Here is a 19,815-nt window from a genome sequence, read left to right on the forward strand (position 1 = left end):
GATTTTGGATTGACCCCACCCGCAAGGGAATAGGGATTAAAGATTTTAGACTAGCGATTTTGGATTATTTTCGACCACGCTTGGCCGAGGTATAAATCAAAAAATCTAAAATCTGAAATCTAAAATCTAAAATTGCTAGTCGAAAGTGGCACTTTTTTCCTTTGGGAAAGTTCTAACTGATATTAGCAAGGGAGCAGCGCAGTTGTAGATGGGTATCATAGGAACTGTCTTATTAGTAGCCACAGAGGCGGCAGAAGCAGAATCGCAAGGCGGTTTCGGTCTTGACTTCAACATTCTTGAAACCAATATAATTAACCTGGCAATTCTGATTGGCGTTCTATTTTATTTTGGGCGTAAAGTTATAAGTAACACACTAAACGAGCGACGCTCAAATATTGAAACAGCGATTCGGGAAGCAGAAGAACGCGCAAAAGAAGCAGCGATCAAACTTTCCGAGGTACAGCAAAAGTTGACCCAGGCACAAGCAGAGGCGCAGCAAATCCGCAAAGCTGCTGAAGAAAATGCTCGCTCAGCTCGTGAGGCAATTTTGGCACGAGCAGCAGAAGATGTGGAACGTATGAGAGAAACAGCTGCTCGCGATTTAGATACAGAAAGAGAACGGGCGCTTGCTCAACTGCGGCAGCAGGTAGTGGCTATGGCATTGCAAAAAGCCGAGTCCGAACTCCGTAGTGGAATTGGCGACGATGCTCAACAAACACTAATTGACCGTAGTATCGCGCTACTAGGAGGCTAGGGATGAAAGGTAATGTAGCATTAACAGAAGTAGCCGTTCCTTACGCAGAGGCTTTGATGTCGGTAGCGCAATCAAGAAATCTCACAGAAGAGTTCGGCGATGATGTGCGTGCATTGCTGAGTTTACTGTCACAGAGTGAGCAACTGCAAAAGTTTCTTGACAACCCGTTTATTCAGGCTGAGGACAAAAAAGCAGTTATCAACCGTATTCTTGGTGAAGGTGCTAACACATATCTCCGTAATTTCTTAATGCTGTTGGTAGATAGACGGCGCATTATGTTGTTGGAAGATGTTTGCCAACAATATTTGGCGCTTTTGCGGCAACTCAAGCAAACAGTGTTAGCAGAAGTGGTTTCTGCCGTTCCTCTCTCGGAAGCGCAGCAACAAGCAGTTAAAGAAAAGGTCATAGGAATGACCAACGCTCGCGAAGTAGAACTAGAAACCAGAATTGACCCCGATATCATTGGTGGTGTCATCATCAAAGTAGGCTCTCAGGTAATTGACGCTAGTTTGCGAGGTCAACTGCGTCGCTTGTCCTTGCGCTTAACTAGCGCCTAAATCGATTTGGGATTTAGGATTTTGGATTGGGAATTAGCCAATTGCTAATTATTTCTAGATTGGCAATCAGGTCATCAGAAATAAACTTCTAATCTAAAATCTAAAATCTAAAATTTTACTTTCACTGCTTCCGTCTCGAAACAAAGAAGATAGAAAAATGGCAATTAGCATCAGACCTGACGAAATTAGCAGCATTATTCAGCAACAAATCGAGCAATACGACCAACAAGTCAAAGTTGCTAACGTTGGTACCGTTCTGCAAGTAGGTGATGGTATTGCTCGTGTCTATGGTCTAGAAAAGGCCATGTCTCAAGAACTGTTAGAGTTTGAAGATGGTACGATTGGCATCGCCCTCAACTTGGAAGAAGATAACGTCGGTGCAGTGCTGATGGGCGAAGGCCATGAAATTCAAGAAGGCAGTACCGTTACCGCCACAGGCAAAATTGCTCAGGTGCCAGTGGGAGAAGCTTTGGTTGGACGCGTTGTCGATGCTTTGGGTCGTCCAATTGATGGTAAGGGAGAAATCAAAACCACTGAAACCCGTTTGCTTGAATCTCCAGCACCTGGTATTGTGGCACGTCGGTCTGTACACGAACCCCTGCAAACTGGTATTACCGCGATCGACGCGATGATTCCTATCGGTCGCGGTCAACGGGAGTTGATTATCGGCGATCGCCAAACCGGTAAGACAGCGATCGCGATCGACACTATCATTAACCAAAAAGAAGAAGATGTAATCTGTGTCTACGTTGCCATCGGTCAAAAAGCTTCCACCGTGGCTAACGTCGTACAGACATTGCAGGACAAGGGCGCAATGGATTACACCATCGTTGTTGCCGCTAACGCCAGTGACCCTGCGTCCCTGCAATACCTGGCTCCTTATACTGGCGCCTCAATTGCTGAGTACTTCATGTACAAAGGCAAAGCTACCCTCGTTATCTACGATGACCTCTCCAAGCAAGCCGCAGCTTATCGCCAAATGTCCCTGCTGCTGCGTCGTCCCCCCGGACGGGAAGCCTATCCTGGTGACGTATTCTACCTCCACTCCCGCTTGTTGGAACGGGCAGCTAAGCTGAGTGACGAATTGGGTAAAGGCAGCATGACCGCCCTGCCAATTATCGAAACTCAAGCAGGTGACGTGTCTGCTTACATCCCCACCAACGTGATTTCTATCACCGACGGTCAAATATTCCTGTCTTCTGACCTGTTCAATGCTGGTATTCGTCCCGCCATTAACCCTGGTATTTCCGTATCCCGCGTGGGTTCCGCTGCTCAGACCAAGGCAATGAAGAAAGTTGCTGGTAAGTTGAAGCTGGAGTTAGCGCAATTTGATGAATTGCAAGCCTTCGCGCAATTTGCCTCTGACCTTGATAAAGCTACCCAAGATCAGCTGGCACGGGGCCAGCGCTTGCGGGAACTCCTGAAGCAGCCGCAAAACTCTCCGCTATCAGTATACGAGCAAGTAGCCATTCTCTACGCTGGTATTAACGGTTACTTAGATGATATTCCTGTAGATAAAATTACTACCTTCTCCAAGGGTCTGCGGGAGTACTTAAAGACCAGCAAACCTAAGTACGTACAAGGAGTACAATCACAGAAAGTACTGGGTGATAGCGAAGAAGCAGCTTTGAAAGAAGCTATCAATGAATACAAGAAGACATTCTTAGCAACAGTGTAAGTAGTCATTGGTAATTGGTCATTGGTCATTGGCGATCGCTAATGACTAATGACTACAAATGACTAATCACTAGGGACTCAGGACAAAAATATGGCTAATCTCAAAGCAATACGCGATCGCATTCAGTCAGTAAAAAATACCAAAAAAATTACAGAAGCTATGCGGCTAGTAGCTGCCGCAAGAGTTCGTCGCGCTCAAGAACAGGTGTTAGCTACTCGCCCCTTTGCCGATCGCCTGGCACAAGTACTCTACGGTTTGCAAGCCCGTCTGCGGTTTGAAGAAGCCAACTTGCCTTTGCTGAGAAAACGGGAAGTTAAGTCAGTGGGGCTGTTGGTAGTTTCAGGCGATCGTGGTCTGTGCGGTGGCTACAACAATAACGTGATTAAACGTGCGGAAACTCGCGCCAACGAACTCAAGGCAGAAGGTGTAGATTACAAATTTGTGATCGTAGGGCGTAAAGCTACCCAGTACTTCCAGCGTCGTAACCAACCTATTGACGCTACCTATTCTGGCTTAGAACAAATTCCCACCGCTGCGGAAGCATCTAACATTGCCAATGAACTGCTTTCCCTGTTTTTATCAGAAAGCGTAGATCGCATCGAATTAATTTACACTCGTTTCGTTTCTTTGGTTAGTTCCCGTCCGGTAGTGCAAACTCTGCTTCCCCTTGACACCCAAGGTCTAGAAACCGCAGATGACGAAATATTCCGTCTGACAACTCGTGGTGGTCAGTTTGAAGTAGAACGGCAAAAAGTCACTACTCAAGTCCGCCCTTTCCCCCGCGATATGATTTTCGAGCAAGATCCACTGCAAATTCTGGATTCTCTGCTATCTCTCTATCTGACTAACCAGCTATTGCGGGCGCTGCAAGAATCTGCTGCCAGCGAACTAGCCGCGCGGATGACAGCTATGAGCAACGCCAGCGATAACGCCGGTGAATTGATCAATAACCTTACCCTGTCTTACAACAAAGCACGGCAAGCGGCAATTACCCAGGAAATTCTTGAGGTTGTGGGCGGCGCTGAAGCACTTACTTAGGTGAATCAGGTGATTTTTACCTTTGTGTCTTAGTGTCTTTGTGGTTTAAAAGACATTTTTTCACCACCAAGGCACTAAGACACCAAGCAAAATCTTTTTAGTTTTCAAGCAGATAGTGGCACATTTGACAACCGCACACTATAATAAGAGTATATGACCTCATGGGTCCGTAACGGTTTCGACAGGCTGGCGAAAGCTGCCCTGTGATTCAGGTCGAGAGTGAGTCTCCTCTCGTAAATCCAAGGCTCAAAAAAAAGTAAATGCGAACAACATCGTAAAATTTGCTCGTAAGGAAGCTCTTGTAGCTGCCTAATAGCCTCTTATAGGTTCGAGCGCTTCTAGTCTGACTCCGTTAAGGGCTAGAGGCAAACCCCAACGGATGCGCTAATAAGTTTTCTCTGGTGGACTTGTTAGCAAAGACTTAATCAGAGCATCCTGCCGTTCGGGATAATGAACGTTCCCTGCCTTGAGGGTAAGAAAGGCTAAGCCTGTGAACGAGTGGGGGGTCAATACCCAGTTTGGACAGCAGTTCGACTCTGCTCGGATCCACTAAGAATAAGTTGCAAGTCCACCTAAAGCTGTAGTATTTAGGTGGATTTTGTTTGATGGCTAAAGTTCAGATTGCTAGCGATCGCTGATACATTAACAAAAAATTCAGTAGCATTTGTTGCCAAGTTTGAAAATGCTCCGATAATTTATTAGGTGGAACTTACAAGTAAAAATTTACACAAAACCCTTATTGCTGTCGTTGTAGACCATATTTGACGATGAGCAGACAATTTCTACCATCTGTACCACGTTCGTAGGCAACTCGGTCAGCCAAGCGCCGCAGGAGAAACCATCCATACCCCCCGACTTGTAGAGTACCTGGTTCTGGTTCGGCGATCGCATCAGGATTAAAAGGTTTGCCGTAATCCCAGATTCTAATCTCTAGTCGATCAATCCAGAGAGAAACGTCTATCTCAATGGTTGTTTCCGGAGGTAAAGCATGATGAGCATGACGAACGGCATTGGTAAAACCTTCTGCTAATGCTAGGTTCAAACGATACAGTTGGCTTTCTGACCAACCAAGTTTAGACAAATGTTGTAGGCAGAATTGTTCAAACCACTGTTGCACCTGGTTTAGAAGCTCTAGTTCGCTCTTAACCGTCAGATGGTCTTGCTGCACCATGCTAAGCATTGACCTTGACTTAAATGTATATGTGTGGGTAAAAATCTTTGCAAGTAGGTAGGCATAAATAAACAACTTAGTTGTTATGTTTTTACACCTAATTACTTATCTGTTGTAATCTACAGATTCTAGATTTTGGAATAGCATTTTAATCCAAAATTTAAAATCTAAAAAATTTAAAATCTCAGATGCAACCCGGATTATTAAAATTGACGCCTGTAAAATTTTCTCAAAAGTACATTGACATTTGCACTTGCTGAGAAACTCACAGGCGTCAAAAAGCTTTATCGTGACTGATTTAGAACAGTCCCAAGGTAAGGGATTTGTCTAATGGTAAGGTAGCACCGATACCTAAGTAAATGGTAACCAAAGTACCAAACAAGAAGATCGCTGTTGCTACAGGACGGCGGAAAGGATTTTGAAACTTATTGACGTTCTCAATAAAGGGAACAAGGATCAGTCCCAAGGGTACGGACGCCATCAATAATACCCCTAAAAGTTTGTTAGGAACTGAACGCAAAATTTGAAATACAGGGTATAAGTACCACTCTGGTAAAATTTCCAATGGTGTGGCGAAGGGATTTGCTGGTTCTCCAACCATAGCTGGATCAAGAACAGCTAGAGCCACGATACAAGCGAAGCTTCCCATAATTACAACAGGGAAGACATAGAGTAAGTCGTTTGGCCAAGCAGGTTCACCATAGTAATTGTGACCCATGCCTTTTGCAAGTTTGGCTCTTAACTTAGGATCGCTGAGGTCTGGTTTTTTTAGTGTTGCCATTTTTAAATGTGCTCTCCTGCTTACGTCGAGTTAAAGCATTTGTTTAAGCCTCGAGCTGAAAGCACTAGCTTTCAGCTTAAGATGCTATTGTTTGTTTTTCTGTCTTCTATGTGTCAATAAATTTGTTATTTTTCACAAGTTTAAAACAAACAACTGAATCTGGAAACTGAAAGCTAATGCCTATTACTCTACAGGCGAAGAATTTGCAGTAAGAATTTATAGCTCAAGGGCTATCTACCACAAAGAACGCTTCGCCCCTACTCAATTACAACGGACCAGAAATTCCTTGCTTGCGAATCATCAAGAAGTGCAGCAACATGAAAACGGCAATGAGCCAGGGTAGCACAAAGGTGTGAGCGCTGTAGTAGCGAGTCAGCGTTCCTTGTCCAACGCTGGAACCGCCGCGCAACAGTTCGGAAATTAATGTGCCGACCACGGGGATAGCTTCTGGTACACCGCTAACGATTTTCACAGCCCAGTAGCCAACTTGGTCCCAAGGCAGAGAATAGCCAGTCACGCCAAAAGAAACGGTAATTACTGCCAGGATGACTCCACTTACCCAGGTCAACTCGCGGGGCTTTTTGAAGCCTCCTGTGAGGTAAACCCGGAAAACGTGCAGAATCATCATCAGCACCATCATGCTTGCAGACCATTTGTGGATGGAGCGAATCAGCCAACCAAAACTCACTTCATTCATGATGTACTGCACGGAGGCATAAGCTTCCGTAACGGTTGGCTTGTAGTAGAATGTCATGGCAAATCCAGTAGCAAACTGGATCAAAAAGCAAGTCAGAGTAATTCCACCCAGGCAGTAGAAGATGTTGACATGGGGAGGGACGTATTTGCTGGTAACGTCATCAGCAAGCGCTTGAATCTCTAAGCGCTCCTCGAACCAGTCGTAAACGTTGGCCATACAATCTCAAGTTCCTAGAGTCGATCGCGGTTAATAAATCTCCCTAATTACTGGGAATTGGTGATTGGGTATCGGGAATTGGGGATTGGGGATTGGGAATTGGGAATTGGGAATTGGGCATTGGGAATTGAAGTACTGATTTTTCCTTTGTCCGATGCCCATTGCCCCTTGCCCCATGCCCATTGCCCCATGCCCTAGTACCTAGTCCCTAGTCCCCAGTCTTTTTTAGCAAAGAGGGGAGAAGCTCCTTTAATTATGAACCGTGAGGGTGTTAAGAATTGTTTAAAAACTTAACACTCTGCAAAAATAGAATATATTGCGTTCTCTTTGCGCCCAAACAAAAAATGCTGGATACAAAGTAGATTTTATCGTTTGTGGAGTGGTATTGGCTGGAATCACTGGTCTTAACCACTTGATTTCCCGATCCACCACTTCTATAAAAAAAGTAACATAGTCGAGAGATAGATTTCATAAACACTCTTGTAAAAGTAACTTTTGCAAGAGGTAGGAAACTCGGGTTCCCACGCAAGAGCTAGTACGTTGGGGTTTAAGGTCAACAGCAAAGGGTAAAGGCTAAAGGTAATAATTTTCCAATTCTTTTAACCTCTACCCCTAATCCTCACTCCTAAGGGGAACGGGAATCCCGAGTTCCCCCCCTTCCCTTTCCCGACTTCTGCAAGAAGTCTGAAGGCAACTGCGTCGAACTAGGCAATTTGGGTTGAAAGTGGAATTAAAAATGAGGTTAATGCACAAACAGGTTTTTCGGGTTGGATTGTCACTGCTAGTGGCGTTTTGGTTAGGATTTTGCAGTTTTTGTCAGCCAGCAATGGCTCTGAGCGAAGAACAAAAGCTGGTGTCGGAAGTTTGGCGAATTGTTAACCGCACTTATCTGGATGACACATTTAATCATCAAAATTGGGCAGCAGTGCGGCAAAAAGTTCTGGCAACGCCACTGCCAGATCATCAAGCAGCTTACGCGGCAATTGGAAAGATGCTTAAGGGCCTGAATGACCCTTTTACCCGCTTTTTAGATCCTGAGCAGTACCGCAGTTTGCAGGTAAATACTTCTGGGGAATTGACGGGGGTGGGCTTGCAAATTGCTCTGAATCCACACACAGGCAAGCTGGAAGTAGTTACTCCCATCGCTGGTTCACCAGCAGAAAAAGCTGGAATTCGACCACGCGATCGCATCGTTAAAATTGAGGGTTTCTCTACGGAAAATCTTACCCTCGATGAAGCAGCAACCAGAATGCGGGGTCCGATTGGCAGTCTGGTGACGTTGCTAATCGAACGAGAGGGAGAAGGACAAAGAGAATTCAGAGTTATGCGCGATCGCATTTCTCTGAACCCTGTAGTCGCAGAGTTACATACTACCTCTGAGGGAGCACCCTTTGGCTACATTCGTCTCACTCAATTTAATGCCAACGCTCCAATGGAACTGGCACACGCCATTAATAGTTTAGAAAAAAAAGGTGCATCTGCATACATTTTGGATTTGCGAAATAATCCCGGTGGACTGCTGCAAGCCGGAATAGAAATAGCTCGTCTATGGTTAAACTCTGGCACTATAGTCTACACAGTCAATCGGCAAGGTATTCAAGGCAGTTTTGAATCATTTGGTCCAGCACTGACTGACGATCCGCTAGTTGTTTTGGTCAATCAAGGAACTGCGAGCGCTAGTGAAATTCTCGCAGGCGCACTACAAGATAACGGCCGTGCTACGCTGGTTGGAGAAACCACGTTTGGTAAAGGCTTAATCCAGTCATTATTTGAGTTGTCAGATGGTTCCGGCTTAGCAGTCACCATTGCTAAGTACGAAACTCCTCAACATAAAGATATTAACAAGCTAGGTATAAAGCCAGACAAAATAATCCCCTCTGAACCAATCGCTCACGAACAGATTGGCTCAGACTTTGACTCTCAATATCAAGCTGCCGTGGAACTGCTGACGAAAAACTCAGTAGTAGCAGCAGGAGCAGCGTGACTAGGAGTGGGAGAGGAGAACAGAGGGAGAGGGGGGAAAATGTTAAAACAACTTTCCCACTCCTCCACTCCTCCACTCCTACTTACTACTTACAGGATGGCTTGTGCCTTTAATAAGGCTGTGAAATCCAAGTTCGCTAAGCGTTGATAGGCATTATCGATGACACGTTTACCGCGAAGATAACCTGTGTTAGCACCAGGAGCAATATACTGGAGTGTTTCTGGTGTAAAACTTTCTATGAGGTTTTTTATGCTTTTAATTTGCCGATACCAGTGAAAAGTCTTGGCTGTTCGCAATGGCACTGGTTCGCCTTGCTGGTTAGGGACTAAATGGCGTCCAGAAAACAGCACACCTCCAAACTCACTGTAGTAAAGGCAAGATGATCCAGGAGAATGTCCAGGAGTCCAAATCAGTTTGAAGGCTGAACTCAAAGTGAATTCCTGATGAAAAGTAGTTACGTCTAATTCCGGCAATAGATAGGCTTCTTGCTCTTGAATCAAAACCTCGCAGTTGAAAGTTTTGTGAAATTCTGCTGTCTTACCAATAGCACCTCTATGGGTGAGAAATAACCAGCGTATACCACCATGCGATCGCAAAAATTCCTGATTTGTCTGCTCAAATGCCGGACAGTCAATCAGGATATTGCCTTCATTTCTTACAATAAAATAAGCGGTTCCCCCCAGTGTGTCCCGATTTGGTGGAAATGCAAAAATAGTATCTAGGACTTCTCGTGGTGGCTTGGCTATTTGACTAGACTCTTGAGATGAGGGACACATGAGAAAAGCTACTAATTGAAGAGTTGTAACAGATCCGGTTCAAGTATAAGACTTTTCTTTTCAAATAGGGGGATGGGGTCTATTCTGTGGCAAGAGTTATGGTGCTTTTGACTATTCCGTGAGACTGACGTTTCAAAATAAATGAAAATAACATGACTGTTTGGTTTCTTCTTCTACTGGGACTAATTACTTATCTGATGGTGCAGCGTAGTGTTGCTCGTATCACCCGGACACCTGTGTGGCTATTGTGGTTGGTATTAATGACACCAGCAATGCTGTGGACGGGATGGACGGTAATGCATGGAGAAAAACAACCTCCACCGCGGGCGTTGATGATTTGGCCATTGGTAATTTGTCCCTTGTTATACTGGGTGCTATTTCAGTGGGGGCGACAACCCCAAAAGGACAAACAGACTCAAACAGAAACACCACAACCAGACTTAGCTACACAGCAGTCAACTACAGAATTAACTCCCGTGCGTCCCATAGAACCAAATGAAGAAACCCAATTGCGAAATTGTTTTCCTTGGTCTGTATATTACATCCAGAACATTGAATATAGACCTCAAGCTGTGATTTGCCGAGGTCAGTTAAGAACTAAACCAGCCGAAGCTTATCAACGAATTAAGGAAAACATTGAAGCACAATTTGGCGATCGCTTTTTGCTCGTCTTTCAAGAAGGTTTGAATGGCAAACCCTTCTTTGTACTTGTTCCTAATACCCAAGCTGCTAAAGCTAATACACCCCAAAAAGAAAGGTTAACGCGACCAGGTTTAGCTTTATTACTATTAATAGCCACTTTGGTAACTACTACAAAGGTAGGAGCAGGAATTGCTGGTGTGGAATTCACACTTCGTCAGCTTCAATCCGACCCGAGTGTAATTTTAAAGGGATTGCCCTATGCTTTAGGTTTGATGTTTATTTTGGGCATTCACGAAATGGGTCATTACTTAACAGCGAGGTACTACAAAATCCGCTCGACCCTGCCTTACTTTATCCCGATGCCTTTTTTCTTGGGAACCTTTGGTGCTTTTATTCAGATGCGTAGTCCCGTACCTCACCGCAAAGCTTTATTTGATGTCAGTATCGCCGGGCCCCTTGCAGGTTTTCTAGCAACCTTGCCTTTATTATTCTGGGGCTTAGCTAATTCCACAGTAGTTTCTCTGCCAGAAGAAAAAACAGGGCTGTTGAATCCTGATGCGCTTAATCCCAAATACTCTATATTATTAGCGCTACTCTCGAAGCTAGCCTTGGGAAGTCAGTTAACGCCACAATCAGCTATTGACCTACATCCAGTTGCAGTAGCCGCTTGTTTGGGAATAATCGTGACCGCGTTAAATTTGATGCCAGTGGGACAACTGGATGGAGGTCACATAGTCCATGCGATGTTTGGGCAAAGAAGCGCCATGCTCATTGGTCAAGTTGCTCGCCTGCTGCTGCTGTTACTTTCTTTAGTACAGCCGGGATTTTTCTTATGGGCAATTATTTTATTATTTATCCCACTGATGGATGAACCCGCTCTCAATGATGTCACAGAACTAGATAATAAACGTGATATTTGGGGATTGCTGGCAATGGTTTTGTTAGTGCTGATTATATTGCCACTACCACAGGCGATCGCTAGCTTATTGCAAATTTAGATTGATATGAGAATGCACGCAAAGATGCAAGTGTTTTTCAGTGTATTTACATCTTTGCGTGAGATTGTTATCTTCGTTAACTGGATGCTGAATTAGTTGCTTCAGATGCTTTAGTTGCTGGTGCAGCACCACCCATACGAATCTCAGAAGTGAACGAAGCCATACTAAAGCCACCGAAGCGTTTGAGAACACCTACCCGCATCCGCAAATTAGGGCTAGCAAACCAAAGGCGTTCTTCAGACCACATCGTTTCGTACTCTGTAATTAAAGTCAACGCCTCATCGTCACCCATTTTGTAGCTGCCGGCAACTGGCATTTTCTCGGCATAGCCCATTTCCCGCAGTAACTTGCCTTCAAAGGGGTTATCTTCATTAGGCACTGGTACTAATACTGTGGAACCCTTGTGATCTTGTTCATCCCACTCCATCGTGCCGTTCCAAGTTACTCTTGCGCCACAGGAAGCACGACTGGCGTCTATTTCGTACTGTTGGCAGAGTTTGATTACCTCTGGATGATCCGCTGCTAGCATTTCAATAATGATATCTGATTTGCCGGATTCTGATTGCTTAAAAGCCAAGTGGTGACTAGTACGATGAGAAAACCATTTACCAGCACTTAACTCAAAAAACTCTTCAATATTCATGAATAAAATTACCTTGCGTCAAAATCCTTATTAATCCCACTTATTACAAGGTAGCAGAAGAGGATTAGGAGAGTGGGGGAGTGGAGAGTGGGGGAGTGGGGGCTAGGGGCCTCCTCTGGGGTTGGGGGCTGTAGAGGAGTAATTTTGAATTTTGAATTGTTCATTTCCCCCCCTCTCCCTCTGTTCCCCTCTCCCATTCCTATTTCCCTTCAATTCCCTCTATTCAAAATTAATTACCTGCTTCTTCAAGCCTTTTAAGAGAAATCCTTGCTGCCTCCGCAACATTGTCGTGGCTGTCTTTTTCCAGGTATTTTAACGCCGAGACACTTTTGGGGGTGGGAAGATTACCTAAAGCTTCTGCCAAACGTTGTCGCACTAACCAATCTTCTGATTGAGCAAAGCGTAAAATCCGATCTACTGCGTTGATGTCTTTAATTTCTCCCAGTGCCGCGATCGCTGCTTGTTGTATGACTATTTCCTCATTATCTAAGGCTTGGTAAAGGATTTCACGAGCGCGGGAGTCTTTAATATTACCTAGCGATACCGCTGCACTAAAGCGCACCAGCCAATCTGTATCTTCATAAAAAGCTCTTGACAGTGCTTCAAAGGCTCTGGTATCACCCAAGTATCCTAGCGCACCAGCTGCGTCTGCACGAATGCCGTAATCCGGGTCAGTTTCTAAAATTTTGATCAGAATTGGATAGCATTCTGCGGTTTGTTTGATCCCTAGGGCAAATATTGCCATTGACCGCAGTTGCATCGATTCGTCATCCAAAACCTTCTTAATTAATGGTACGGCGTCTTCTGCTGGTACATCCCGCAAACAAGCAAGGGCAACCATGCGATCGCGCAGATTCGGACTTTCTAACTGAGTGGAAATTTCCTCTAAGCTTGGAACTGTCATCTGGTTTAATACGATTTTGCTACTTAATGTCTCTATAAGTATCATTGCGTAACTTTCAACGCATTAGCCTGATGCCAAAGTCAGAGTTATTAGAAATTCAAAACTTAATACTTGTTAACTATAAGTGTTTTTAAATATTAAGACTTAGGGAAAAGACGTAAAACAGTGTAAATCTTGTCATGCTTAGAATTCAGTAAAAATCTGGTTATTGTGAACAAATATTACAACTAAGCGGTACTTTGCATATAAACACAGAACCTTTGACAAGTTACATATTGTACAAATTTTGGCCGCAAGTCCGTAAAACATGAAAAACTGTGGAACCGCCAAACATAGCAAACGGCCTGGGTTTGAGGAGTTCAAAGACAAAACCCAGGCAGTTGACAAAGGTGAAAGTAATGCTACTTTCCCTCTTCTTTTTACCTATTTGCTTTCAGTTGTCTTAAATATAACACAAGCTATTACAATTTTTGCAACTGGGATACTCAGTAGATTCACCAAAAAAAAATTTGGCTCGTCTAAGAGCATGAAAAAGGGTGCAACTATTGCCGCATTGGTGATAGCTACCATCCTGGCAGGACATACTGTTTCGGCACAGGTAACACCTCCGCAGCCGCCGCCACTTAGTAATGTCAAGGTTCCGGAACCGGACAATCTAGGGGAATTTATTCGGGACAAAACAGCTGCGATCGCTCTAGGGAAATCTTTGTTCTGGGACATGCAACTAGGTACGGATGGCATTCAGTCGTGTGCTAGTTGTCACTTTCATGCTGGAGCAGACAACAGATCCAAAAACCAACTCGATCCGGGACGACTGCGTGTAAATCCGAACAAAGTTGAGAATCCGGATACAATTTTCAATACGGGAGGAGGCCCAAACTACCAGCTCAACGTCGCAGATTTTCCATTCCACAAGTTATCAGACCCAAACAATCGTTCTTCAGCAGTACTATCCGACAGGAACGACGTCGTCGGCTCTCAGGGAGTATTCAGATCAAGGTTCGTTGACGTCGTTCCTGGTAGTGCCAATGACAACGTAACTCCGCTCAGGGATGATATTTTCAACGTGCAAGGCACAAACGTCCGCCAAGTAACACCCCGTCACTCGCCAAGCACGATTAATTCAGTATTTAATTTCCGCAACTTCTGGGACGGAAGAGCACAACCCATTTTTAATGGAGTGAATGGGCTGGGGTTAAAAGACCCAAATGCCTATGTTTTAAAGGCTACTAGGCCTCGGTTCCTTGAAGATGTGAAAGTTAGTATCAATAATTCTTCTTTGGCTTCTCAAGCTGTTGTACCACCACTAAGTGCTTTGGAAACAGCAGCTGAAGACCTTCCCATTGCACCATTCCGAGTAGAAGCATCCGAAACCAGTGACACAACTACGGTGATTGATGCTAACAGCGGTCAACAATTAGCGGTGCTAAATGACGAAGGTGAAACCATCAGTGGTAGCAACGACTTATCGCCATCAGAAGAGCAAATATCTCCAACAACTAATCAGCCATTTAAACGGATTGGTAGAAAGTTGGGTAAAAAGCTACTCGCCCTCAGACCACTTGGCAAGCAACAGGTAGCAAGAGATGACAGCGTTCTTGGTGCCTACAGCCGTTACCCTCGAACTGGTCTGAACCGCAGCTACGCAGCTTTAATCAGAGATGCCTTTCAACCACAGTGGTGGAAATCTAATCTCATCATCAGCATTAATCCCGAAACTGGAGAGCGCAGATTCATCCGTAAGCAGAAGAAGAATTTGTCTACCAACGAATACACTTTGATGGAATATAATTTCTCGCTGTTCTTCGGGTTGGCTGTGCAAGCGTACGAATCTACTCTAGTTTCCGACCAGACACCATTTGACAAGTTTCTGGCAGGGGACACCAACGCTTTCACACAATCGCAACAGCAGGGATGGCGAATTTTCCAAACCAAAGGTGCGTGCTTCGGCTGTCATGGTGGCTCAGAGTTGACCACTGCTTCTGTTAGCAGCGTGGCTAGCCAAGGACGCATCCGACGCGCCCCGGCATTTGTAGGAGGACGAGTTGAAGATGCTGGTTTCTTTAATATTGGTGTTAGACCTAGCGAAGACGACCTTGGTGTGGGTGGTAATGACTCGTTAGGCAATCCGCTTTCAGAATCACGGCTAGCTCTTGAAGGTACATTTAAGCAGTTACTCGGCGAAGAACCACCTGTAGTTCCCAATGGCGAACAAGACTTGACCGCAGATGGAGCTTTCAAGACACCAGGACTTCGCAACATCGAACTCACTGCTCCTTACTTCCACAATGGCGGACAATTGACCCTAGAACAAGTGGTTGATTTCTACAATCGCGGTGGTGACTTTGGTCAAAATTTACCACCACTGAACCTGACTGAAGAAGAAAAACAGGCGCTAGTAGACTTTCTCAAAGGTTTGACTGATGAGCGAGTCCGCTATCAAAAAGCACCCTTCGACCATCCGCAGTTGTTTATTCCTAACGGTCATCCTGGCAACCAAAATTCTGTTACTATCGACCGCAATGTCAAAACTGAAGACGGAACAACACAAGCTACGGATCGGCTATTAGAACTACCTGCAGTTGGTCGTAGAGGTCGTAAACTTCCTCCCAACTTCCTTGGAACCTGATTTACGACAGAAGTAAATTCTACTTAGTACAGCTTTGCATAAAATCGTAGTTTTTTTAAACGCAGAGGCACGCGGAGTAAACGCAGAGAGGCGCAGAGTCTTTCTACATTTAATTCGTTACGAATTTGTGCAACATTGTACTTAGTCGTTTAGTTAACTTCTAATCAAGATAACAGCAGGGACAATCATCTAATTTACTAAAAGCCTGGAAAACCAAGTTTTTTTATGGACTTGCACAAATTGATAAGTTATTTGCTACGAATTTGTAAAATCCTGTACTTGCTCTAAAGTTAACAACGGTTTGTCTGCCATCAGAATGTCGGGTGCATTACCGATGGTGTAATGCACCCAACTATCTCACGCTCTTTTAGCTTTGGGCAGCGTCAAACAAAGTCCGGAAGATAACATGATGCTGGCGATAGAAGCAATCAGGACAACTTGGAGAGCGTCAGTTAAATTAAAAGTCATAGTTGTTACCACGGAATAGCTTTCAAATTGATGGGTTTGATCACACTAACCGTACAGGCTTTTGACATCTCAAATATTAAGCTGCCAAGAGTGACAAAAACATAACAAAAAAGTGACAGTAGCGGGATAAACGCCAGAAAATAAAGACTACCGTTGTTAAATTTCATTTATAAAATAAATCTTAAGGAGAGTGCGTTAATGTAGTATAAAGCATCGCCATTAATGGCGATGCTTTAGGTGCAAAAAATTGTGAAAGGGTCAAAAATCACACGTCAAGAACCCCCACCTGCACTCTTGCAAGTGGGGGCGTGAAACAGCCAGGTTTTACCGGTAACTCCTGACTAGAGCCAATGAGCCACTATCTCGCACGGACTTCCGCTTATTTCCCTAGAGCGGATTATCTCCAAACCTACTGGCTGTAGGTGCTTGAGGGTCGCTCAAATGATTCGGAGGCAACCTCCGAATCCGCGACCTCCAGAAAGGACATCGTGATAGTGGTGGCGTAAGGGACTTGTTGTTTTTGGATTATCTCCATGAACTCAAATGCTCGAATTCCAGTTTTGTCACCAGATGGTAAGCCATTGATGCCAACCTTGTATCGACGGGCACAGGTCTGGGTAGAACAAGGCAAAGCAAAATGGATCGGCAATGACCTGAATATTAAGCAAGTTCATCTGTTACAAGAACCATCCGGTAACGCAACTCAGCCCGTTGCGATCGGCATTGACCCTGGTAAAAAGTTTTCAGGAATTGCTGTTCAATCTAGTCAGTTCACTTTGTTCGCAGCACACTTGGTATTGCCGTTTCCTAATGTCACTAAAAAGATGACGGGGAGACGAATTTTAAGACGTGCGAGACGCTCAAGACGTATCAACCGCAAAATTCCATTCCATCTTAGGGCGCATCGTCAAAAACGCTTTGACAATCGCAGGCACAAAAAACTGGTTCCATCTATCCGTGCTAACCGTGAATTTGAGTTGCGAGTTGTCAAAGAGTTGATGCGACTATTCCCAGTCTCAACTATTGTCTATGAATACATAGAAGCAAAGGGGGATAAAGCGTTTAGTCCTGTAATGGTGGGTCAAAAAGTCATGTTGGAGTTCTTAACAGAACTAGCTCCAGTGGCAACTTGTTTTGGTTGGCAAACCGCTAACCTCAGAACTCACCTGAATTTGATTAAGCACAAAAACAAGGCCTCACAATCTCCTCAATCTCATGGAGTAGACGGAATTGCGTTGGCTTCTAGCCAATTCGTAAACTACGAAGCCTTCCAAACCAAGCGAGAACATGGGCGTCGCTGGGTTGGAAGCGTGCGTCTGACGCCTTCTCCGTTTCGGGTGATTACTCGCCCCAATCTATTCCGTCGCCAGTTGCACTTTGAGAATTTCAGGCAAGGCGCTGTACGTAAGCGTAAGGGGGGAACTGTTACGCCATTCGGATTTCGTTCTGGTGATTTCGTTCAAGGTGAAAAGGCTGGAAAGATTCATAGAGGTTGGATTGGTGGCTTTAAGTGAGGTCAATAAAGTAATTAGCCTCTATGACCATAACTGGAAGCGAATTGGTCAGTTTTCTGTAGGCAAAGTTCAATTAATTAAGAGGAGTACAAAGCTAGGTGTGGCATAGACCTCTTGGCGGACTCCGTACCTCCGTCCGCCGTCGCTATCCCTCCCCCACAGAAGTGCGCGAGGATGGGGGAATCTCGCGAGTTTTGTTGAAATTTATATTTACTTGGTTAAATCTTCCTTCGACGTTCTTGGAGTTTGAGCAAAATTTCGGCGTGCATTGCGCGGGTAATTGGGTAAAAATACACTAAAACCAAGCCACAAATTAGAGCGATCGCTGGTAGAGGGCCAATAGAAACGCGAATTACTTCTAATACTGAATCTGGTTGGATCGGCATGGGAGTTTCTGGTGTGGGTTTAATATATCCCGCTGCACCCAGTCTTTGCAAAACGAAACTGACTGCCAACCCCAAACAGATTTTTTGCAAAAAAACCATGAAACTATAAAAAATGCCTTCCCGTCGCTGTCCGGTTTTTAATTCATCCAGTTCAATTACATCAGGTAGCATTGACCAAGGCACTAGATAAGCGGTGGATACTCCAAAACCAGCCAGTACTGCTAAACAGTACATAAACACAACCTGATCTGGCTTTAAGAAAAACAGTCCAGCCTGAGCAATAATCCATAAAGTCATTCCCATATAGTAAACGGCTTGTTTGCCAACACGCTGACTGATGGCACTCCACACAAACAGCATTGCCATAGCGGTTCCTTGCACTGCCAGCAGAACTGAGCTAATGTGCCATTGGGGAAGGCGCATCCAACTAGTCACAAAATAAGGAATAATACCAGCCGTTAGTTGGACTGCTAACCAGGAACACAGATAAATTCCGACTACAAATAAAAAAGGGCGATTGCTAAAAGCGATTTTGAGTTGCTGCAAAAAAGGTATAGAGACTTGTTGTTCCGTTTCTGGATGTAACCTTGCTACAGCTTGAGCGCGTTTTTTCGTTCCCCAAACACACCAATACACAGGCAAAACAGAAATAATCGCACAGATAGCTCCCAATAATAAAAACTGTAGGCTGCGGTTATCAGGAATGATGAAGGAGATTACTAACGCGATTACTAAAGCGAGAATGCTACCGCCAATCGAAAAAGCAAAGCGAAAACTGTTAAGGTTCGTGCGTTCGTCGTAGTCTTGGGTTAGTTCTGCTGTGAGAGCTGTGTATGGTAAATTGACAATAGTATAAAAGGCGTTAAACAAAATTGATATCGCAGTGTAATACCAAAACAAGCCCCACTGATTCGCATTTTCGTTGTTACTAAAGTGAGGTACAATCCACTGCAAAAAGAAGAAAATTCCAAAGGGAACTGCTCCCCAAATCATCCAAGGATAGCGCCTTCCCTGGCTGCTTTGAGTGCGATCGCTCAATACCCCCACCATCGGATCGTTTACCGCATCCCAGACTTTGCCAATTAGTTGAGTTTGTCCTGCTAATTGCGGATTCAAACCAGCTACATCTGTCAGGAAAGGCGATAAATAAGATATACCAATCATGGCAGTAATCGCCGCGCCCAAATCCCCAGCACCAAAAGCAATTTTGGTAGTCAAGTCTAATTTTTCACTGTTAGAACTTGGTTGGGAATGGCTATCAGGGGCAGAATCACTCATATTAACTTGCCCTCGTATTAAGATAATGAGTTTGGTTTTTCATCCAGTATTAGCTATAAATCCTTTCCCTATGCCAGACCTTTACGTTTCTTGGTCAGATTATCACCGCAAAATTGAACAACTGGCTGCTCAAATTTATCAATCTGGCTGGCAGTTCAACCAGATTGTCTGCCTTGCCAGAGGGGGACTGAGGGTAGGAGATATTCTCTCTCGTATTTATAAACAGCCACTGGCAATTTTGGCAACATCATCTTATAGTAGCCCCGGCAAGCAAGAAAGAGGATGTTTAACCTTTTCTCGCCACTTGACGATGACTACAGAAAAGTTAGGTTCCCGCATTCTTTTAGTGGATGATTTGGTAGATTCTGGAGTGACACTCAAGGAAACTATACCTTGGCTGAAGACATACTCTGATTCTCCAATTGAGGAAATTCGTACTGGTGTAATTTGGTATAAAGCTTGCTCAGTAATAGCGCCAGATTATTATGTTGATTATCTAGCTGACAATCCTTGGATTCATCAACCATTTGAACCTTACGAGTTTATGAACCCAGCGGAACTTTTGGAAGCTGTGAGTGGATAGGATAGATCCCCAGATCCCCAACTTCTTTAAGAAGCCGGGGATCTGGGGATCTAAAGAAATTCTCGAAGTTGCTGCTTAAGACAATGCGATCGGGCACGGATGTACTTGAATTTGATTG

16 protein-coding genes and 1 other RNA gene are annotated in these 19,815 nt (G+C 44.5%); 10 read left to right on the top strand and 7 right to left on the bottom strand.

From position 1 onward, the window contains the following. Positions 1-208 precede the first annotated feature (208 nt). The 5 genes from FIS9605_RS0101595 (at position 209) to ssrA (ending at position 4,579) form a co-directional block, all read left to right on the top strand. The gene (locus tag FIS9605_RS0101595) at positions 209-754 is read left to right on the top strand and encodes a F0F1 ATP synthase subunit B (protein ID WP_026731024.1); all 546 of its coding nucleotides are present in this window, start codon (positions 209-211) and stop codon (positions 752-754) included. A gap of 2 nt (positions 755-756) precedes the next feature. After that, positions 757-1,311, top strand: coding sequence for an ATP synthase F1 subunit delta (atpH, locus tag FIS9605_RS0101600; RefSeq protein WP_026731025.1), 555 nt, complete (start codon positions 757-759; stop codon positions 1,309-1,311). Between the two features lie 157 nt (positions 1,312-1,468). Next, complete coding sequence (gene atpA, locus FIS9605_RS0101605; RefSeq protein WP_026731026.1) at positions 1,469-2,989, top strand: F0F1 ATP synthase subunit alpha; 1,521 nt, start codon at positions 1,469-1,471, stop codon at positions 2,987-2,989. A gap of 90 nt (positions 2,990-3,079) precedes the next feature. Then, positions 3,080-4,027, top strand: a complete 948-nt coding sequence (locus tag FIS9605_RS0101610; RefSeq protein WP_026731027.1) for a F0F1 ATP synthase subunit gamma — start codon at positions 3,080-3,082, stop codon at positions 4,025-4,027. A gap of 163 nt (positions 4,028-4,190) precedes the next feature. Beyond that, positions 4,191-4,579: a transfer-messenger RNA gene (gene ssrA / locus FIS9605_RS40265) on the top strand. 184 nt (positions 4,580-4,763) lie between these two features. Here the strand turns inward: ssrA and FIS9605_RS0101615 are convergent. The 3 genes from FIS9605_RS0101615 to petB all read right to left on the bottom strand — a co-directional run bounded on the left by FIS9605_RS0101615 (position 4,764) and on the right by petB (position 6,892). Then, positions 4,764-5,207, bottom strand: coding sequence for an ATP-binding protein (locus FIS9605_RS0101615; RefSeq protein ID WP_026731028.1), 444 nt, complete (start codon positions 5,205-5,207; stop codon positions 4,764-4,766). Positions 5,208-5,496: 289 nt separating this feature from the next. Further along, positions 5,497-5,979, bottom strand: coding sequence for a cytochrome b6-f complex subunit IV (petD, locus tag FIS9605_RS0101620; RefSeq protein WP_026731029.1), 483 nt, complete (start codon positions 5,977-5,979; stop codon positions 5,497-5,499). 265 nt (positions 5,980-6,244) lie between these two features. Continuing rightward, complete coding sequence (gene petB / locus FIS9605_RS0101625; protein ID WP_026731030.1) at positions 6,245-6,892, bottom strand: cytochrome b6; 648 nt, start codon at positions 6,890-6,892, stop codon at positions 6,245-6,247. Between the two features lie 736 nt (positions 6,893-7,628). On the opposite strand from petB, the gene ctpA reads away from it, so the two are divergent. Further along, on the top strand, positions 7,629-8,876 hold the full coding sequence (gene ctpA, locus FIS9605_RS0101630) for a carboxyl-terminal processing protease CtpA (protein ID WP_026731031.1): 1,248 nt from the start codon (positions 7,629-7,631) through the stop codon (positions 8,874-8,876). A gap of 89 nt (positions 8,877-8,965) precedes the next feature. On the opposite strand, the gene FIS9605_RS0101635 is transcribed toward ctpA, so the two are convergent. Further along, positions 8,966-9,652 carry an MBL fold metallo-hydrolase gene (locus tag FIS9605_RS0101635; protein ID WP_026731032.1) on the bottom strand — a complete coding sequence of 229 codons (687 nt, stop codon included), beginning with the start codon at positions 9,650-9,652 and terminating at the stop codon, positions 8,966-8,968. A 152-nt stretch (positions 9,653-9,804) separates the two neighbouring features. On the opposite strand from FIS9605_RS0101635, the gene FIS9605_RS0101640 reads away from it, so the two are divergent. Further along, entirely contained in the window at positions 9,805-11,292 is a 1,488-nt protein-coding gene (locus FIS9605_RS0101640) for a site-2 protease family protein (RefSeq protein ID WP_026731033.1), read from the top strand. A 76-nt stretch (positions 11,293-11,368) separates the two neighbouring features. On the opposite strand, the gene FIS9605_RS0101645 is transcribed toward FIS9605_RS0101640, so the two are convergent. Next, a complete protein-coding gene (locus FIS9605_RS0101645) occupies positions 11,369-11,935 on the bottom strand; it encodes a phycobiliprotein lyase (RefSeq protein WP_026731034.1) in 567 nt (188 codons plus the stop codon). Positions 11,936-12,164: 229 nt separating this feature from the next. Beyond that, a complete protein-coding gene (locus FIS9605_RS0101650) occupies positions 12,165-12,839 on the bottom strand; it encodes a HEAT repeat domain-containing protein (protein WP_026731035.1) in 675 nt (224 codons plus the stop codon). A gap of 307 nt (positions 12,840-13,146) precedes the next feature. Between FIS9605_RS0101650 and FIS9605_RS0101655 the strand changes: the two genes are divergently transcribed. Both FIS9605_RS0101655 and FIS9605_RS35960 read left to right on the top strand, forming a co-directional pair. Next, positions 13,147-15,468 (top strand): cytochrome c peroxidase, encoded by a 2,322-nt coding sequence (locus tag FIS9605_RS0101655; RefSeq protein WP_026731036.1) that lies wholly within the window; start codon positions 13,147-13,149, stop codon positions 15,466-15,468. A gap of 1,001 nt (positions 15,469-16,469) precedes the next feature. Continuing rightward, positions 16,470-17,450 carry an RRXRR domain-containing protein gene (locus tag FIS9605_RS35960; RefSeq protein ID WP_231510199.1) on the top strand — a complete coding sequence of 327 codons (981 nt, stop codon included), beginning with the start codon at positions 16,470-16,472 and terminating at the stop codon, positions 17,448-17,450. A 218-nt stretch (positions 17,451-17,668) separates the two neighbouring features. Here the strand turns inward: FIS9605_RS35960 and FIS9605_RS0101665 are convergent, their stop codons facing one another. Then, positions 17,669-19,114 (bottom strand): MFS transporter, encoded by a 1,446-nt coding sequence (locus FIS9605_RS0101665; protein WP_026731037.1) that lies wholly within the window; start codon positions 19,112-19,114, stop codon positions 17,669-17,671. A gap of 70 nt (positions 19,115-19,184) precedes the next feature. On the opposite strand from FIS9605_RS0101665, the gene FIS9605_RS0101670 reads away from it, so the two are divergent. Then, positions 19,185-19,697: a phosphoribosyltransferase gene (locus tag FIS9605_RS0101670; RefSeq protein WP_026731038.1), complete on the top strand. Its 513-nt coding sequence runs from the start codon at positions 19,185-19,187 to the stop codon at positions 19,695-19,697. Positions 19,698-19,815: the final 118 nt, after the last annotated feature.

The sequence above is a fragment of the Fischerella sp. PCC 9605 genome, from assembly GCF_000517105.1.
In the GTDB taxonomy this organism is placed as follows: domain Bacteria; phylum Cyanobacteriota; class Cyanobacteriia; order Cyanobacteriales; family Nostocaceae; genus PCC9605.

Excerpts from the sequence above, each read along its gene's own strand:
- FIS9605_RS0101595 (WP_026731024.1), top strand. The coding sequence starts at position 209 with ATGGGTATCATAGGAACTGTCTTATTAGTAGCCACAGAGGCGGCAGAA.
- atpH (WP_026731025.1), top strand. The coding sequence starts at position 757 with ATGAAAGGTAATGTAGCATTAACAGAAGTAGCCGTTCCTTACGCAGAG.
- atpA (WP_026731026.1), top strand. The coding sequence starts at position 1,469 with ATGGCAATTAGCATCAGACCTGACGAAATTAGCAGCATTATTCAGCAA.
- FIS9605_RS0101610 (WP_026731027.1), top strand. The coding sequence starts at position 3,080 with ATGGCTAATCTCAAAGCAATACGCGATCGCATTCAGTCAGTAAAAAAT.
- FIS9605_RS0101615 (WP_026731028.1), bottom strand. The coding sequence starts at position 5,207 with ATGCTTAGCATGGTGCAGCAAGACCATCTGACGGTTAAGAGCGAACTA.
- petD (WP_026731029.1), bottom strand. The coding sequence starts at position 5,979 with ATGGCAACACTAAAAAAACCAGACCTCAGCGATCCTAAGTTAAGAGCC.
- petB (WP_026731030.1), bottom strand. The coding sequence starts at position 6,892 with ATGGCCAACGTTTACGACTGGTTCGAGGAGCGCTTAGAGATTCAAGCG.
- ctpA (WP_026731031.1), top strand. The coding sequence starts at position 7,629 with ATGAGGTTAATGCACAAACAGGTTTTTCGGGTTGGATTGTCACTGCTA.
- FIS9605_RS0101635 (WP_026731032.1), bottom strand. The coding sequence starts at position 9,652 with ATGTGTCCCTCATCTCAAGAGTCTAGTCAAATAGCCAAGCCACCACGA.
- FIS9605_RS0101640 (WP_026731033.1), top strand. The coding sequence starts at position 9,805 with ATGACTGTTTGGTTTCTTCTTCTACTGGGACTAATTACTTATCTGATG.
- FIS9605_RS0101645 (WP_026731034.1), bottom strand. The coding sequence starts at position 11,935 with ATGAATATTGAAGAGTTTTTTGAGTTAAGTGCTGGTAAATGGTTTTCT.
- FIS9605_RS0101650 (WP_026731035.1), bottom strand. The coding sequence starts at position 12,839 with ATGACAGTTCCAAGCTTAGAGGAAATTTCCACTCAGTTAGAAAGTCCG.
- FIS9605_RS0101655 (WP_026731036.1), top strand. The coding sequence starts at position 13,147 with ATGAAAAACTGTGGAACCGCCAAACATAGCAAACGGCCTGGGTTTGAG.
- FIS9605_RS35960 (WP_231510199.1), top strand. The coding sequence starts at position 16,470 with ATGAACTCAAATGCTCGAATTCCAGTTTTGTCACCAGATGGTAAGCCA.
- FIS9605_RS0101665 (WP_026731037.1), bottom strand. The coding sequence starts at position 19,114 with ATGAGTGATTCTGCCCCTGATAGCCATTCCCAACCAAGTTCTAACAGT.
- FIS9605_RS0101670 (WP_026731038.1), top strand. The coding sequence starts at position 19,185 with ATGCCAGACCTTTACGTTTCTTGGTCAGATTATCACCGCAAAATTGAA.